Genomic DNA, 14,781 nt, shown 5'->3' on the forward strand with positions numbered 1-14,781 from the left:
CCACCGCACCCGACCCCGGAGGGGACATGGACTTCGCGCTCTCGGACACCGAACGGGCCATCCGCGACACGGCCCGCGACTTCATCACCAGGGAGGTCATGCCGCTGGAGCAGGAGCTGCTGCGGCGCGAACGCGCCCACCGGCCCGGGCTGGAGCCCGACGAGCTGCGCGAGTTGCAGCTCAAGGCGCGTGCGTTCGGCTTCTGGGGGCTGGCCACCCCCGAGGCGTACGGCGGCATGGACCTGCCGGCCGTCACCCAGTCGCTGATCTGGACCGAGCTGGGCCGCTCGTACGTGCCGTTCCGCTTCGGCGGCGAGGCCGACAACATCCTGTTCCGGGCCAACGAGGAGCAGCAGCGGGAGTTCCTGATCCCGACGATCGAGGGGGAGCGGCGCAGCTGCTTCGCGATCACCGAGCCGGGCGCCGGGAGCGACGCCGCCAACATCCGGCTCAGCGCCCGCCGCGACGGCGACGACTGGGTGCTCAACGGCGAGAAGACCTTCATCACCGGCGGCAACGAGGCCGACTTCGCCATCGTCATCGCGGTCACCGACCGGGAGAAGGGGGCCCGCAACGGCGGTGCCACGGCCTTCCTGGTGGACCGGGCGATGGGCTGGCGCTCGGAGTTCATCCAGACCATGGGCGAGGGCGGGCCCGCGGCGCTGGTCTTCGACGACGTACGGGTGCCGCAGCGCAACATCCTCGGCGAGCCCGGTCAGGGGTTCGCCCTCGCGATGGAGTGGATCGGCAAGGGGCGCTACACCATCCCGTCGCACGCGGTCGGCATCGCCGAGCGCGCGCTGCGGATGGCGATCGACTACGCCACCACCCGCCAGACGTTCGGCCGGCCGATCGGCGACAACCAGGCGATCCAGTGGATGATCGCGGACTCCGAGACCGAGCTGGAGGCGGCCCGCTGGCTCATCCTGCGGGCGGCGTGGACGGTGGACCAGGGCATGGACCCGCGGCACGCCTCCTCCATGGCGAAGCTCTACGGCGCCGGCATGGTCAACCGCGTGGTCGACCGGGTGCTCCAGATCCACGGCGGCATGGGCTACACCCGGGAGCTGCCCGTCGAGCGTTGGTACCGGCAGGTGCGGCTCTACCGCATCTTCGAGGGTACCGACGAGATGCAGCGGCTCATCATCGCGCGCGACCTGCTGCGCGGCTACACCCGGCTGGGAGGGCACCTGGCATGAGGACCTTCGACTCCCTCGACGAGCTGGCCGCGGCGGTCGGGCAGACCCTCGGCCCGGGGCCGTGGCAGCGGATCGACCAGGGGCGCGTCGACCTGTTCGCCGACGCCACCGACGACCACCAGTGGATCCACCTCGACCCGGAGCGGGCCGCCACCGGCCCGTACGGCGGCACGATCGCCCACGGCTACCTCACGCTGTCCCTGCTGCCGGCGCTGGCGGGCCGGCTCTACCGGGTGCGGGGCGTACGGATGGGGGTCAACTACGGCCTGAACCGGGTGCGGTTCCCCGCCCCCGTACGGGTCGGCACGGCGGTCCGGGCCGTCGCCACCATCGTCGAGGTGTCCCCGGTGGCGGGCGGGGTGCAGCTGGTCACCGCCGTGACCGTGGAGTGCGACGCGGGCGGCAAGCCGGTCTGTGTCGCCGAGACGGTGAGTCGGCTCTACGGGCAGCCACCGTCCCCCTGAGCCCGCCGGCGGCGCTGAGCCACCCTCGCGGCCCTGGTGCGGGCGCCCGCAGTCCCTGCGTCGTCCCGCACCTTCGCGGCCGATGGTGGGCGGTTTCGTGGTGCGCGCCACACCGTCCTCGCCCTGTTTGGGAAATTATGTCGCTTTCGTCCATCGGCCGTTCGGTTGATATGGCGGCGGCCGTTGGTCTAGGGTGATGGCACTGCGGTCGTCGGTTCCCGGCGTCGCCGCATCGGTAGGACAGGGAAGGGCAGCATGATCACCACGACGACCGCGCCGACCGCCAGCACCGACGCCGCCACCACGGTCTCCGGTGACGAGACCCGCGCGAGCGAGCTGACCGCCGCCCTCGCCGCCCTGCCGGAGGGGCACCCCGACCGGCCGGCGCTGCGGGCGCGGGTCATCGAGGCGTGGCTGCCGCTGGCCCACCACCTCGCCTTCCGCTACAGCGGGCGCGGTGAGCCCAACGGGGACCTGGCCCAGACCGCGGCGCTCGGGCTGATCAAGGCCGTGGACCGGTTCGACGCCTCCCGGGGCGTCGACTTCGCCGGCTTCGCCATCCCGACGATCCTCGGTGAGATCAAGCGCCACTTCCGCGACCGCACCTGGAACATCCGGGTCCCGCGTCGCCTCCAGGAGCTGCGGCTGCGCATCTCCGAGGCCAACGGCACCCTCACCCAGACGCTCAACCGCGCGCCGACGGTCGCCGACATCGCCACCCACCTCGGCGTCACCGAGGAAGAGGTCCTGGAAGGGCTCGAGGGCGCGCGTGCCTACAACGCCGTCTCCCTGTCCACCCCCATCGGCGACGGCGACAGCGCCACCGAGCTCGGCGACACCCTGGGCGCCGAGGACGGCGAGTTCGAGCTGGCCGAGCTGCGCGTCGCCCTCGGCCCGGCGCTGGCCACCCTCGACGAGCGCGAGCAGAAGATCCTCACCCTGCGCTTCTACGGCAACCTGACCCAGAGCGAGATCGCGGCGCAGGTCGGCGTCTCCCAGATGCACGTCTCCCGCCTGCTCGCCCGCGCGCTGGTCAAGCTGCGCGGCCAGCTCGAGATGAGCCACTGACGAATCGCCGGGTCGGCCCCGCCGGCACCCGCTCGAGAACGGCCTCCGCGTCCGCCCCGCCGCACCCGGCGGGGCGGACGTCGCCGTCTGGGTCGCGTCGCGGTCCGGGGCGCCGTGACCCGCCCCCGTCTTCCAGGATGCCCTGTCGGCCCCGTACCCACCGCGTGCGTGCGGTGTCGGGCGTCGTGCCCTGTGGCGGCCGGGGCGGCGGTGCCATCATCGGATGATGGTGAATGTCGATATATTTCGGCGCGGGGCGCAGGCACGGGCGGCGGTGCTGACGGAGCGGTTGCGCCGGCTGGTGACCTGCGAGTCGCCGCCGGGCGCGGGCCCGGAGCTGGCCGCCTGCGCCGACCTGCTCCAGGCGTGGGGCGACGCCGCGCTGGGCCGGAGGGGGCGTCGCGTGGTCCTCGACGGACTGCCGCACCTGCTCTGGCCGGCCCCCGACCAGCGCGTGCTGCTGCTGGGTCACTACGACACGGTGTGGCCGGCCGGCACCATCTCCGAATGGCCCTTCACGCTGACCGGGAGCACCGCGACGGGGCCCGGGGTCTGCGACATGAAGGCCGGGATCGTACAGATGCTCACCGCGCTGGAACTGCTGCCGGACACCTCGCGGATCGGGCTGCTGCTCACCTGCGACGAGGAGAGCGGGTCGGTGACCTCCCGCCCGCTGATCGAGGAGCAGGCCCGGCGCTCCGGTGCGGTGCTGGTCGGCGAGCCGAGCACCGAGGGCGGCGACCTGAAGGTCGCCCGCAAGGGCGGCTCCGTCTACCGGATCACGGTCGGCGGCCGGGCGGCGCACGCCGGCGTCGAACCGCACCGGGGCGTCAACGCCGGGGTCGAACTCGCCCACCACGTCCTCGCGGTGCAGGCCTTCGCCGCGGGGGAGACGAGCGTGACCCCGACGGTCCTCTCCGCCGGCACGATGACGAACGTGGTGCCCGAGTCCGCGGTCCTCTGCGTCGACGTGCGGGCCTGGACCCGCGAGGAGTTGCACCGGGTGGACCGGCTGGTCCGCGAGCTGACCCCCCGGCTGCCCGACGCGCGGCTGACCGTCAGCGGCGGGATCAACCGGTACCCGCTGCCGGCCTCCGTGTCGACGCCGCTGCTGCGGATCGCGCAGTCGGTGGCGGTGGACCTCGGGCTGCCGGCCGTGCGTGGCGTCGCCGCCCCGGGTGCCTCCGACGCCAACTTCACCGGCGCCCTCGGCGTACCGACCCTGGACGGCCTGGGCGGGGTGGGCGGCCTGCCGCACGCGCGCGGCGAGTACGTCGACGTCGCGCGGATGCCGGAGCGCACCGCGCTGCTGGCCGCCCTGACGGCCCGGATCCTCGCCGCGCCGCCGACCGGGCCCGCCGTCTCCCCGGAGCCGGGGGCGAGTGGGGCGATCGGCGGGCCCCGACCGCTCGACGCGGTACCCGCCGGGCAGGGCTCGTCGACGGACGGGTGAGGGCCACGGCCCGCGAGCGAGGCCTGCAAAGTCCGCACGGTTGCGTAAACGCGCCCCGCGCCGCTGGGCGATGCTGGATCCGTCGATCGCGCGGGGAGGCGCTCATGGCTGAAACGACCGGTGACCTGGAATCCGACTCGCCGACCTCGGGCGACATGGTGCGCACCGCGCGTACCTTCGCCGACCGGATGGCCGCCAGGCGCTCCATCCGGCACTTCTCGCCACGGCCGGTGCCGATGGAGGTGGTCGAGGAGGCGATCCGCGCGGCGGCGACCGCGCCGAGCGGCGCCAACCTGCAACCGTGGCGGTTCGTCGTGGTCACCGACGCGGCCCGCAAGCGCCGGTTGCGGGAGGCCGCCGAGGCCGAGGAGCGCGAGTTCTACGCCCGGCGCGCGCCGGCGCAGTGGCTGGAGGCGCTCGCCCCGATCGGTACGGACTGGCACAAGCCCTTCCTGGAGGTGGCGCCGGTCGTGATCGTGGTGTTCGAGGTGCACCAGGGCCCCCGCACCCCGAAGCCCTACTACGTCAAGGAATCCGTGGGCATCGCGGTCGGCGTGCTGATCACGGCACTGCACCACGCCGGCCTGGCCACCCTGACGCACACGCCGAGCCCGATGCGCTTCCTCAACGAGGTGTGCGAACGGCCGCCGGAGGAACGTCCGTACCTGGTCATACCGGTCGGCTACCCGGCGCCCGACGCGACGGTGCCGGACCTGGTCCGCAAGCCGCTGCCGGAGGTGCTGATCCGGCGGTGACGGCCGGGCCCCGGGCCGGCGGCACCGCACGGCGGGAGAAGACGCCCGACGGACCCGGGCCACATAGTGGAGGCACGTCGCCGAACGGGCGTACGACGGCCCCGTGCCGGACCGGATGAGTGAGTCATCCGTCCCGAGCGGCGAGCGGACATCCACCGGCAGCCTGCGACCACCGTGGCGGCTCGCGGTGCCGCGCACTCCTCGTCTGGCCCCTCAGGAAGGACAGAGACGTGACCGCCTCCCAGAACGTGATAGCCGCCCTGACGGCGGACGGCGAAGAGCTCGACAGCCTGGTCGCCGGCCTCGACGCCGACGGCTGGGCGCTGCCGACGCCCGCCCCCGGCTGGACGATCAGCCACCAGGTGGCCCACCTCGCCGCCACGTTCCGCCTCGCCGGGCTCGCCGCCGGCGCCCCGGCCAGGTTCACCGCGATGCTCTCGCAGCTCGGCGCCGACTTCGACGCCAACGTGGAGCAGGCGTTGGCCGAGTTCCTGGCGGACCCGCCGGAGGTGCTGCTGACCCGGTGGCGGGCCGAGCGCGACAAGGCGATCGAGGCCCTGGCCGCCGTACCGCCGAAGCAGATGGTGCCCTGGCTGGTCAACCCGCTGCCGCCCGCGGTCCTCGCCAGCGCCGGGATGATGGAGCTGTTCGGGCACGGCCAGGACATCGCCGACACGCTGGGCGTACGCCGCCAGGTCACCGACCGGATCCGCCACCTCGTCGCGTTCGCCGTGCGGGTCTGGGACTTCGGTTACCTGGCCCGGGGCCTGACGCCGCCGGACGAGGAGTTCCGCTTCGAGCTGACCGCCCCGTCCGGAGCCCGGTGGGACTTCGGGCCGCTCGACGCCGAGCAGCGGATCACCGGCCCGGCCCACGACTTCTGCCTGCTGGTCACGCGGCGCCGGCACCGCGACGACCTCCGGCTCACCGCCTCCGGCGCGCTGGCCGACCACTGGCTGGACATCGCCCAGGCGTACCGGGGACCGGCCGGGGCCGGTCGTGCCCCGGGCCAGTTCGCCCTGGCCGGTCGCTGACCGCCTCCTGCCCCGGCAGCCCGCCGTCGTCGCCCCGGCCGTCCCGGTCCGGGGCGACGCACGCCCGACGCGTCCTCGACGACGCCCGTCGCGACGGCGACCGTTTGTCGTCGCCGTTGCCGAAATGGCCGTCCCGCCGCCTCCTTTCCCCATCGCGACAGGGCCGGAACAAACAATTCGGACGATCGGACGGACGTCCCGCAGGAAAGCATTCTCGGAGGCGAACTCGGCGGCCCGTCGGCTCATCCTTGACCCAGCGCATTCTAAGGAGGAGTGAATGTACGACTATGTCGTCGTCGGCGGAGGAACCGCCGGTTGTGTGCTCGCGGCGCGGTTGAGCGAGAATCCGGAGGTGACGGTCTGCCTCATCGAGGCGGGGCCGGCGGACAAGGCGCCGAACATTCACATCCCGGCCGCCTTCGGCAAGCTCTTCCGCACCCACCTCGACTGGGACTACGACACGCACGACGAGCCGTTCCTCGACCGCCGTCGCGTCTACCTCCCGCGCGGGCGGGTGCTCGGCGGCACCAGCTCGATCAACACGATGGTCTACATCCGGGGGAACCGGCTCGACTTCGACGGCTGGCGGCAGCCGGGCTGGAGCTTCGACGAGCTGCTGCCGTACTTCAAGCGCTCGGAGGACAACGAGCGGGGCGAGTCGACGTACCACGGGGTCGGCGGCCCCCTGGCCGTCTCCGAGGGCCGGGCGAACAACCCGATGTCGAAGGCGTTCGTGGAGGCCGCGGCCGAGGCCGGGCACGCCGTCAATCCGGACTTCAACGGCGCCGAGCAGGACGGGTTCGGGTTCTTCCAGGTCACCCAGCGGGACGGCCGCCGTGCGAGCGCCGCGACCGCGTTCCTGCACCCGGCGCTCGACCGGCCGAACCTGACGGTCGAGACGAACCTCCAGGTGCACCGGGTCCTGTTCGACCACGGGCGGGCCGTGGGGGTCGTCGGTCACCGCCTGGACGAGGAGATCACGGTCCGGGCGGACCGCGAGGTGATCCTCGCCGGCGGCGCCTACAACAGCCCGCACCTGCTGATGCACTCCGGCGTCGGCCCCGCCGACCTGCTGGGCGCGCTCGGCATGCCGGTCGTGCTCGACCAGCCGGCGGTGGGCCAGGGGCTCCAGGACCACGCCCTGGTGCCGCTGATCTTCACGCACTCCCACCCGATCAGCCTGCTCGTCGCCGGGGCACCGGCCAACGTGGAGCAGTTCATGGCGGAGGGCCGGGGACCGTTGACGTCCAACGGCCCGGAGTCCGGCGGGTTCGCCCGGACCCGGGACGACCTGCCGGCTCCCGACGTGGAGTACCTGGGCGCGCCCGTCATGTTCGCCGACAGCGGCCTCGGCACGCCGACCCACCACGCCTTCTCGTACGGTCCGTCGATCCTCACCCCGCGCAGCCGGGGCTACGTCACCCTGGCCTCCGACGACCCGACGGCGAAGCCGAAGATCGTGCACAACTACTTCGCGGACGAGGCCGACATGCAGGTCGCGATCGACGGGGTACGGATCGGTCTGGAGATCTCCCGGCAGAGCGCCCTGAAGCCCTACACGGAGGCGGCCTACCAGCCGCCGGCGTCGGAGTCGGACGACGACCTGCGCACCTACGTCCGCCAGTACGCGCACTCCATCTACCACCCGGCCGGCACCTGTGCCATGGGCACCGTCGTCGACGCCGAGCTGCGGGTACGCGGCGTGGACGGGCTGCGGGTGGTCGACGCCTCGGTCATGCCGACGCTGATCCGCGGCAACCCGAACGCCGCGGTGCTCGCCATCGCCGAGAAGGCGGCCGACCTGATCAGCGGGGCCCCGCCGCTGCCCGTGAGCACCGCCGCGCTCGCTGCCTGACCGTAACGACACGACTATCTCGAAGGAGGACCGGGTGGAGGTCACCCAAGCACCGTCCAGGACCGAACTGGTCAAGCGGGCCACCGAGCTGGTGCCGCTGCTACGCAAGCACGCCAGCTGGTCGGAGGAGAATCGACGCCTGCACGACGAGGTGGTCGACGCGATGGCGGAGGCCGGCTTCTTCAAGATGCGGGTGCCCACCCGGTACGGCGGATACGAGTCCGACACCCGTACGCAGGCGGAGGTCACGGCCGAACTGGCCCGTGGCGACGGCTCGGTCGGCTGGACCATGTCGGTCTGGACGATCCCCGGCTGGATGGTGGGCATGTTCCCGGACGCGGTCCAGGACGAGGTCCACGCCACGCCTGACGTCCGGGTGTGCGGCACGCTGAGCCCGTCCGCGATGGCCACCCCCAAGGAGGGCGGCCTGGTGGTCAACGGCCAGTGGGGCTTCATCAGCGGCGCCCAGCACAGCCACTGGCAGGAGATCATCGCCATGGCGCCGACGCCGGACGGCGCCGGGCTCTGGCCGGTGATGGCGCTGGTGCCCATGTCGGACCTGGAGATCGTCGACGACTGGTACACGGCGGGCATGCGCGGTTCGGGCAGCGTCACCACCGTCGCCCGGGACGTCTTCGTGCCCCAGGAGCGGGTGCTTCCGCTGCCGGCGGTCCTGCAGAACCAGTTCGCCTCCGTCCTGAACGCCGACCTGCCGATGTACCGCACGACGCTGCTCGGCGTGGCCGCCGCCTCCTCCGTGGGCACCGTGGTCGGGCTGGCCAGGGCGGCCCGGGAGGTCTTCTTCGAGCGGCTGCCCGGCCGGAAGATCACCTACACCGAGTACGACAGCCAGCGCGAGGCCCCGATCACCCATCTCCGGGTCGCCGAGGCCGTCATGAAGATCGACCAGGCGGAGTTCCACGCCCACCGGGTCACCGGGCTGGTCGACGACAAGGGCCTGTCCGGCGAGCCCCTGACGCTGGAGGAGCGGGCCCGTTCCCGGGCCGACGTCGGCGCCGTCTGCCAGCTCGGCAAGGAGGCCGTGGACATCTTCAACATGGCCAGCGGCGGCTCGTCCATCTACAACAGCGTGCCGATCCAGCGCATCGCCCGCGACACGCAGGTCGTGAACATGCACGCGCTGATGCTGCCGGAGACCAACTACGAGCTGTACGGCCGGGTCCTCTGCGGTCTGGAGCCCAACTCGCCGTACATCTGACGCACGGGCCCGACCGGTGCACGGCGCGGGCGCGGCGGACGACGAGGTCCGCCGCGCCCGCGCCGCTCGTGTCGGATCCGCCGCGGTGGCGCCCGCCGAACCCGTCGTCCGGGTCCGGCGGGCGCCCTTTCCGTGCGCCCTGGAAGCGTTAGAAGTGGCGGCCGGAGACCGCGCCTGCGGCCCTTTCCGGCTTCACGAACGACGGCTTCGCCTCACACGTGCGCGAATGCGGCGGGGATTCGTGTGAACGGGGTGGGGCTCGGCGGTTTCGCGCGACGGCGGACCGGACCCCGGAAACGCCGTCCGTGCGCCATTTCCGCGACGGCGATTCGTCGACCGCCGCGTCAGACAGCGCCACCGTGGAAGGGGATGGTGCGCGACGTCGTGCGCCTGGGGACGGCCACGCCTCCCGCCCCGCGCGCGCTCGACCTCACCACGGGAAGAACCGTCGGGCTCCCGGCCCGACGGTTCTCCCTGACAGTTTCCGGCCCGGCTGCGGCTCGCCGCGACCGGAGGTCACACCTCGTGAGATGGCGACCGTCGCAGGCGCAGCGCGAACAGGCTGCCGAGCAGCAGGACGCCCACCACCACGCCCAGCGCCGGCCGCACGGCCGGCAGGAAGGCGTCGGCGAAGGCGGCCTGCGCCGCCTCCCGGTACCGGTCGGCGAGCTCCGGCGGGGTCCCGGCCGGCACGACGAAGCCGCCGGCCTGGCCGGCGCCCAGCTTGACGCCCTCGCCGGCGGCCCCGCCGAATCCGTGCAGGAAGTCCGCCCGGGCCTCGGGAGGCAGCTGCGCCGCGCCCGCCCGGGCGGCCTCGGGCAGGGCGTCGGCCAACCGGTGTTGCAGGACGGCCCCGACGACCGCCGCGCCGAGCGCCCCGCCGACCTGGCGCGCCGTGTTGAGCACGCCCGCGGCGGCGCCGGCCAGGTGGGCGGGGACGTGGCGCATCGCCTCGGTGGTGGTCGGCGCGATGGACGCCCCCATGCCGACGCCGACGGCGATCAGCGGTACGACGAACGTGCCGGCCGTGGAGTGCGGCGTGACCAGCAGTGCCATGCCCAGCACGCCGAGCGCGTACACGGTGAGCCCGCCGGCGAGCAGCCGCCGGCCGCCGAGGCGGTCGGTGAGCCGCCCGGCGACCGGCGCGACGGCGCTGAGCACCACCGTCCAGGGCAGCGCGGCGAGGCCCGACTCCAGCGGGCTCATGCCGAGCAGCGCCTGCGTCTCGATGACGAAGACCAGCAGGAAGCCGTACAGCCCGAAGGAGCTGACGAGCGTGATCACCGTCGCCGGACCGAAGTTGGCGAGGCGGAACAGCGCGGGCGGGACGAGCGGCTCCCGCTGCCGGCGCTCGCGCAGCGCGAACACCACCGCGCACACCGCCGTGGCGACCAGGATCGCCGGGATGCCGACGGGCCCGTGTACCGTGCCCCAGTCGTGCCGTTCGCCCTCGATGAGGGCGTACATGAGGCCCACCAGCGCGGCCGTGGCCAGGAGCACGCCGACCACGTCGAGGTGACGCGGCCGGCGGGTACGCAGGTCGGGCACAAGCCACCAGGCCAGGGCGACGCCCGCCGCGCTGAGCGGCACGTTCAGATAGAAGATCCACTCCCAGCCGAGCTGGGTGATCACGAGGCCGCCGAGGGTGGGGCCGCTGACGGCGGCCACGCCGGCGACGGCGGTGAAGATCCCGAAGGCGGCGCCCCGCCGCGAAGCCGGGAAGATGCCGGAGATCAGGACCAGCGCCTGCGGCAGCAGCGCGGCGGCGCCCACGCCCTGCACCACCCGCGCGGCGATGAGCTGCTCCGGTGACTGGGCGGCGCCGCAGAGCACCGAGGCCACCGCGAACACCGCCATGCCGGCCATGAAGACGGTACGCGGACCGAACAGGTCGCCGAGGCGCCCGGCGACGATCAGCAACGACGCCAGCGCCAGCAGGTAGCCGTTGAGCACCCAGAGCATGCTGTCGATGCCGGTGTCGAGGGACCGCATCATGTCCGGCACGGCCGTGTTGACGATGCTCGTGTCGAGCAGGATCAGGAAGTTGCCGAGGCACAGCACCAGCAGGGCCGCCCACGGGTTGACGGGCCTCGCCCGCGGCGGCGTCACCGGGTCGACGGCCCGCCCCGGGTCACGCCTCGCCCGCACGCGAGGCCTCCTCCCCGACGGCGGCGTCGGCGCCCGGCCCGCCGGCCGGGGGTGGCCCGAGGCCGCCACCGGACAGCCGCGCCCCGATCCGGCGGGCCGCGGCCAGGCTCGCCCAGGCCGTGACCGCGACCAGCGCGGCGTCGTCGGCGCCGCCGTCGCGACAGGCGGCGATGTCGGCGTCGGTGACCCGGTACGGCGCGAGCGCGGTCAGCAGCGCCAACCGGGCGGCGGGTCGCTCGGGCGGCGACAGCTCGGCGACCACGGCGTCGAACCACCGCCCGCCCGGCTCCGGGGGCGGCGGGTCGGCCACGCAGGCCAGGACCCGCCGCCGGACGTGCTCCGGCAGGGCGGCCGCGCCGGCGTGACGAACGGCCTGGCCGGCCCGGGCGAAGGCGGCGGCCACGTGCGGCTGCCCGACGGCCCATGCCAGGTCGGCCTCCGGTGGCGCGGGCGGCAGCAGCTCCAGGGAACGACCGGGGGGCCGGCCGGAGCGGGCCAGCGCCCCCATGATGCGGGCGGCCGTGCGCCGGACGCCGGCGCGGACCCCGGCCGGCGTGGGCGGCAACGGGGAGTCCTGGAGGAAGACGCTCACCATCCGGTTCAGGTAGTGGAAGGCCACCGCCACGCCGATCAGTTCCGGTCCGTGCTCGGCGGGGAACGGCGGGGGCCGGCGGCGCGCGGGGCTGTCGTCCCCGCTGTGCCGGGCCCAGTCGGCCAGGGCCCGCAGCCGGGGGTCGCCGATCCCGCCGACCCCGGCCGTCAGCCACCCGCCCGCGTCGCCCAGCAGCCCGGCCGCCGTCGCGCCGTGCACCTCCACGCAGTACGGGCACCGGTTGCTCTCGGAGACGGCGGCGGCGACCACCTCCTTCGCGTCGCGGCCGACCAGCCCTTCGGCGAGCAGCGTCTCGCGCAGCATCAGCCAGCACGCGCGCAGCACGTCGGGGGAGGGGGAGTGCAGCAGCACCGGGGGCGCGAGGACGCCGAAGTCGTCGGCCATCTGCCCGTAGACCCGCGCGACGGGCCCGTCGGCGGCGTCCGGGGCGACCGGCGTCACGTGCCGGACGTGGGTCAGCATGGTGCGGCTCGTCACCCGAGCCAGTCGCCTGCCCATCGGTTTCCTTCCTGGTAGGGCGGGCCGGGGCCGGGGGCGGGGCGCGCCCCCGGCCCGTCGTGGACGTAGGGCGTGTGTCGAAGTCCCTGGCCGGCCTGCGGCGGGCCCAGGCGGCGCCCGGCGGCTTTGGAGATCGGTCCGGATACGACACCGGTATCCGGACCGATCTCCGCCTTGCCGGACGCCGCCTCGGCTCGACCGAGGACTTCGACACACGCCCTAACCGGGTACGACCTGGGGCACCGCGGTGACCGTCCCGTCGGGCAGCGAGCCGTGGTAGGTGACGTCTATGCCACGCTCCTGCGCCGCCCGGACGATGCCGGGCACGGCGCGTTCGGCCAGCGCGGCGATGGTGAGGGCCGGGTTGACGGTGAGCGCGCCCGGCACCGCCGAGCCGTCGGTGACGAAGATGCCGGGGTGCTGGCGCAGCTCGTGCCGGTCGTCGAGGGCCGACGTCGCCGGGTCGTCGCCGATCCGGCAGGACGACAGCGGGTGCACCGTGTACGCGCCGACCACGTCGTTGGTCCACGGCATCACCCGGGCCAGCCCGTCGCGCTCCAGGATGTCCCGGGCGTCCGCGTCGGCGGCGGCCCAGCCCCGCAGCGTGTTGGCGGTGGGCCGGTAGCGCAACGGACCCCGGCCCAGCATCTGCTGGGAGATGCGGTCCGCGTTGCCGGTCGCCGGCGGCGGCCCGAAGACGCCCTCGTTGTCGTCCTCCGACATCGTGAACAGCGTCAGCCACGACTGCCAGCGGCGCAGCATGTCCTTCTTGGCCAGGCCGAACCAGCTCGGGCCCTGCGCGTCGGGCACCTGGGCGAGGATCGTGCCCAGCCCCAGCGGGAAGAAGAGCTGTTCGAGCGAGTACCGCTCGTACTCGGGCAGGTCCGGGTCGAGCCGGTCCCACGTCGCCACCGTCGGCCCGCGGCCGATCTGGTTGGCGTCGTAGCCCCTGCCGTCGGGCCGGCTCAGGCCGAGCACCTCCCGGACCCGGTCGTCGTCGAAGACGGCCGTGTTGAGCCGCTCCCCGTTGCCGGAGAAGTACCGGCCGACGGCGGTGGGCATGGTGCCCAGGGTGGGCTCCGAGCGTTGCAGGATCACCGGGGTGGCCCCGGCCCCGGCGGCCACGATGACGATCTTGGCGTCGATCGTCCCGCTGTCGTGCAGGATCCGGTAGTCCTCCGCGTCGACGATGCGGTAGTGCACCCGGTACCCGCCGTCGTCGGTGCGGGAGAGGTGCTGCACCTCGTGCAGCGGCCGGATCTCGGCACCGTGCGCCAGGGCCGCCGGCAGGTAGTTGAGCAGCAGGGAGCGCTTCGCGTCGAAGCGGCACCCGGCCATCATCCAGTTGCAGTTGGTGCACTTGTCGACGTCCACCGCCGACGGCACCGGGTTGGCCGTGCGCCCGGCGTGCGCGCAGGCCGCCGCGAACAGGCCGCCGGCGTACGGCACCTTGTCCCAGCTCTGCATGGTCACCGGCAGCGACTCGCAGACCCGGTCGTACCAGGGGTCGAGCGTGGCGCGGGTGATGGCCGCCGGCCACATCCGGCGGCCGATGCTGCCCTGCCGCTCGAAGATGAACCGGGGCGCGCGCGGCATGGTGGCGAAGTACACGACGCTGCCGCCGCCGACGCAGTTGCCGCCGAGCACGCTCATCCCGTCGCCCACGGTGAAGTCGAAGATCCGGGTGTACGACGAGCCGAGCTTGAAGTCGTGGTCGAACTCCTCGCTGGACAGCCACGGGCCCCGCTCCAGGACCACCACGCGCGCCCCGCCCGCGGCCAGGTGGTAGGCGGGGATCGCCCCGCCGAAGCCGCTGCCGATCACCACGACGTCGGTGCTTGCGTTACTGGTCATGCCGGGCTCCCTGTGGGCGTGGTGTGCGGGTGCAGTCGCGACAGCGGGCGTCCGTACGAGTACTCGGGGAAGCGCCACAGCCCGTCGGCGTCGGGCTTGGTGATGCCGATCGCCAGCAGCCCCGGGTGCCCGGCGGCGAGGGCGTCGACGGTGTTCATGTGCGCGGCGCTGTCGTAGGCCATGTTGCTGAACAGGGCGAGCCCCACCCACATCTCCTTCTCCGGGTTGTCCGGGGCGAGCAGGTGGCTCAGCAGCGCGGTGCGGTGGTCGAACGCGAGCGCGACGAAGGGCGGCACGCTCGGATCGAGGGTCAGCCCGTTCGTCTCGGCGTACCCGCTCGCGTGGGCGTTGAGGGCCTCACTGAGCGTGCCCAGCATCAGCGACAGCCCGCCGGCCGGGTCCTCCATCAGGGCCAGCGCCCCGGACTCGACGGCGCCGCCGTCGGTCGAGACGCCCGCGATCGCCCGGTCGTCGGCGGACCGCTTCGCCCCGGGGATGATGGTGTCGGCGAACGCCTCCAGCGTCAGCACGCGCGCCTGCTGTTCCTCTGGTGTCTCCGGTTGCACGGCGGCTACCTCCTTTGGGGCGGGCGCGTCGGTTTCCGGTCCCGCCAAGACGTTT

At 73.7% G+C, this 14,781-nt stretch carries 12 protein-coding genes; 8 read left to right on the forward strand and 4 right to left on the reverse strand.

All coding sequences use genetic code 11. The features are described from left to right. Window positions 1-26 precede the first annotated feature (26 nt). The 8 genes from AC5L34_RS26075 to AC5L34_RS26110 all read left to right on the forward strand — a co-directional run bounded on the left by AC5L34_RS26075 (window position 27) and on the right by AC5L34_RS26110 (window position 9,047). Complete coding sequence (locus AC5L34_RS26075; RefSeq protein WP_101410776.1) at window positions 27-1,199, forward strand: acyl-CoA dehydrogenase family protein; 1,173 nt, start codon at window positions 27-29, stop codon at window positions 1,197-1,199. After that, the gene (locus AC5L34_RS26080) at window positions 1,196-1,663 is read left to right on the forward strand and encodes a MaoC family dehydratase (protein ID WP_441177749.1); all 468 of its coding nucleotides are present in this window, start codon (window positions 1,196-1,198) and stop codon (window positions 1,661-1,663) included. Before AC5L34_RS26075 ends, AC5L34_RS26080 begins: the two co-directional genes overlap by 4 nt. Before the next feature lie 255 nt (window positions 1,664-1,918). Next, the gene (locus AC5L34_RS26085; protein ID WP_088999807.1) at window positions 1,919-2,731 is read left to right on the forward strand and encodes a SigB/SigF/SigG family RNA polymerase sigma factor; all 813 of its coding nucleotides are present in this window, start codon (window positions 1,919-1,921) and stop codon (window positions 2,729-2,731) included. A gap of 223 nt (window positions 2,732-2,954) precedes the next feature. Beyond that, window positions 2,955-4,184 (forward strand): M20/M25/M40 family metallo-hydrolase, encoded by a 1,230-nt coding sequence (locus AC5L34_RS26090; protein ID WP_494827389.1) that lies wholly within the window; start codon window positions 2,955-2,957, stop codon window positions 4,182-4,184. Between the two features lie 155 nt (window positions 4,185-4,339). Continuing rightward, a complete protein-coding gene (locus AC5L34_RS26095) occupies window positions 4,340-4,939 on the forward strand; it encodes a nitroreductase family protein (protein ID WP_494827422.1) in 600 nt (199 codons plus the stop codon). A 230-nt stretch (window positions 4,940-5,169) separates the two neighbouring features. Further along, the gene (locus tag AC5L34_RS26100; protein ID WP_441177751.1) at window positions 5,170-5,973 is read left to right on the forward strand and encodes a TIGR03084 family metal-binding protein; all 804 of its coding nucleotides are present in this window, start codon (window positions 5,170-5,172) and stop codon (window positions 5,971-5,973) included. 277 nt (window positions 5,974-6,250) lie between these two features. After that, window positions 6,251-7,828 carry a GMC family oxidoreductase gene (locus AC5L34_RS26105; protein ID WP_357723136.1) on the forward strand — a complete coding sequence of 526 codons (1,578 nt, stop codon included), beginning with the start codon at window positions 6,251-6,253 and terminating at the stop codon, window positions 7,826-7,828. 34 nt (window positions 7,829-7,862) lie between these two features. Next, window positions 7,863-9,047, forward strand: a complete 1,185-nt coding sequence (locus AC5L34_RS26110; protein ID WP_441177752.1) for an acyl-CoA dehydrogenase family protein — start codon at window positions 7,863-7,865, stop codon at window positions 9,045-9,047. Window positions 9,048-9,563: 516 nt separating this feature from the next. Here the strand turns inward: AC5L34_RS26110 and AC5L34_RS26115 are convergent. From AC5L34_RS26115 to AC5L34_RS26130, 4 genes are all read right to left on the reverse strand, one after another. Then, a complete protein-coding gene (locus tag AC5L34_RS26115) occupies window positions 9,564-11,195 on the reverse strand; it encodes a DHA2 family efflux MFS transporter permease subunit (protein ID WP_441177753.1) in 1,632 nt (543 codons plus the stop codon). Then, window positions 11,179-12,270 carry a carboxymuconolactone decarboxylase family protein gene (locus AC5L34_RS26120; protein WP_494827424.1) on the reverse strand — a complete coding sequence of 364 codons (1,092 nt, stop codon included), beginning with the start codon at window positions 12,268-12,270 and terminating at the stop codon, window positions 11,179-11,181. Before AC5L34_RS26120 ends, AC5L34_RS26115 begins: the two co-directional genes overlap by 17 nt. 255 nt (window positions 12,271-12,525) lie before the next feature. After that, on the reverse strand, window positions 12,526-14,160 hold the full coding sequence (locus tag AC5L34_RS26125) for an FAD-dependent oxidoreductase (RefSeq protein WP_441177754.1): 1,635 nt from the start codon (window positions 14,158-14,160) through the stop codon (window positions 12,526-12,528). After that, window positions 14,157-14,726, reverse strand: coding sequence for a DUF5987 family protein (locus AC5L34_RS26130; RefSeq protein WP_088999814.1), 570 nt, complete (start codon window positions 14,724-14,726; stop codon window positions 14,157-14,159). The genes AC5L34_RS26125 and AC5L34_RS26130 overlap by 4 nt, the downstream gene beginning before the upstream one ends. Between the last annotated feature and the right edge of the window lie 55 nt (window positions 14,727-14,781).

It is taken from the genome of Micromonospora sp. ZG13, assembly GCF_059359355.1.

Coding starts and splice junctions, on each gene's coding strand:
- AC5L34_RS26085 (WP_088999807.1), top strand. CDS start 1,919: ATGATCACCACGACGACCGCGCCGACCGCCAGCACCGACGCCGCCACC.
- AC5L34_RS26075 (WP_101410776.1), top strand. CDS start 27: ATGGACTTCGCGCTCTCGGACACCGAACGGGCCATCCGCGACACGGCC.
- AC5L34_RS26080 (WP_441177749.1), top strand. CDS start 1,196: ATGAGGACCTTCGACTCCCTCGACGAGCTGGCCGCGGCGGTCGGGCAG.
- AC5L34_RS26125 (WP_441177754.1), bottom strand. CDS start 14,160: ATGACCAGTAACGCAAGCACCGACGTCGTGGTGATCGGCAGCGGCTTC.
- AC5L34_RS26090 (WP_494827389.1), top strand. CDS start 2,955: ATGATGGTGAATGTCGATATATTTCGGCGCGGGGCGCAGGCACGGGCG.
- AC5L34_RS26095 (WP_494827422.1), top strand. CDS start 4,340: ATGGTGCGCACCGCGCGTACCTTCGCCGACCGGATGGCCGCCAGGCGC.
- AC5L34_RS26120 (WP_494827424.1), bottom strand. CDS start 12,270: ATGCTGACCCACGTCCGGCACGTGACGCCGGTCGCCCCGGACGCCGCC.
- AC5L34_RS26105 (WP_357723136.1), top strand. CDS start 6,251: ATGTACGACTATGTCGTCGTCGGCGGAGGAACCGCCGGTTGTGTGCTC.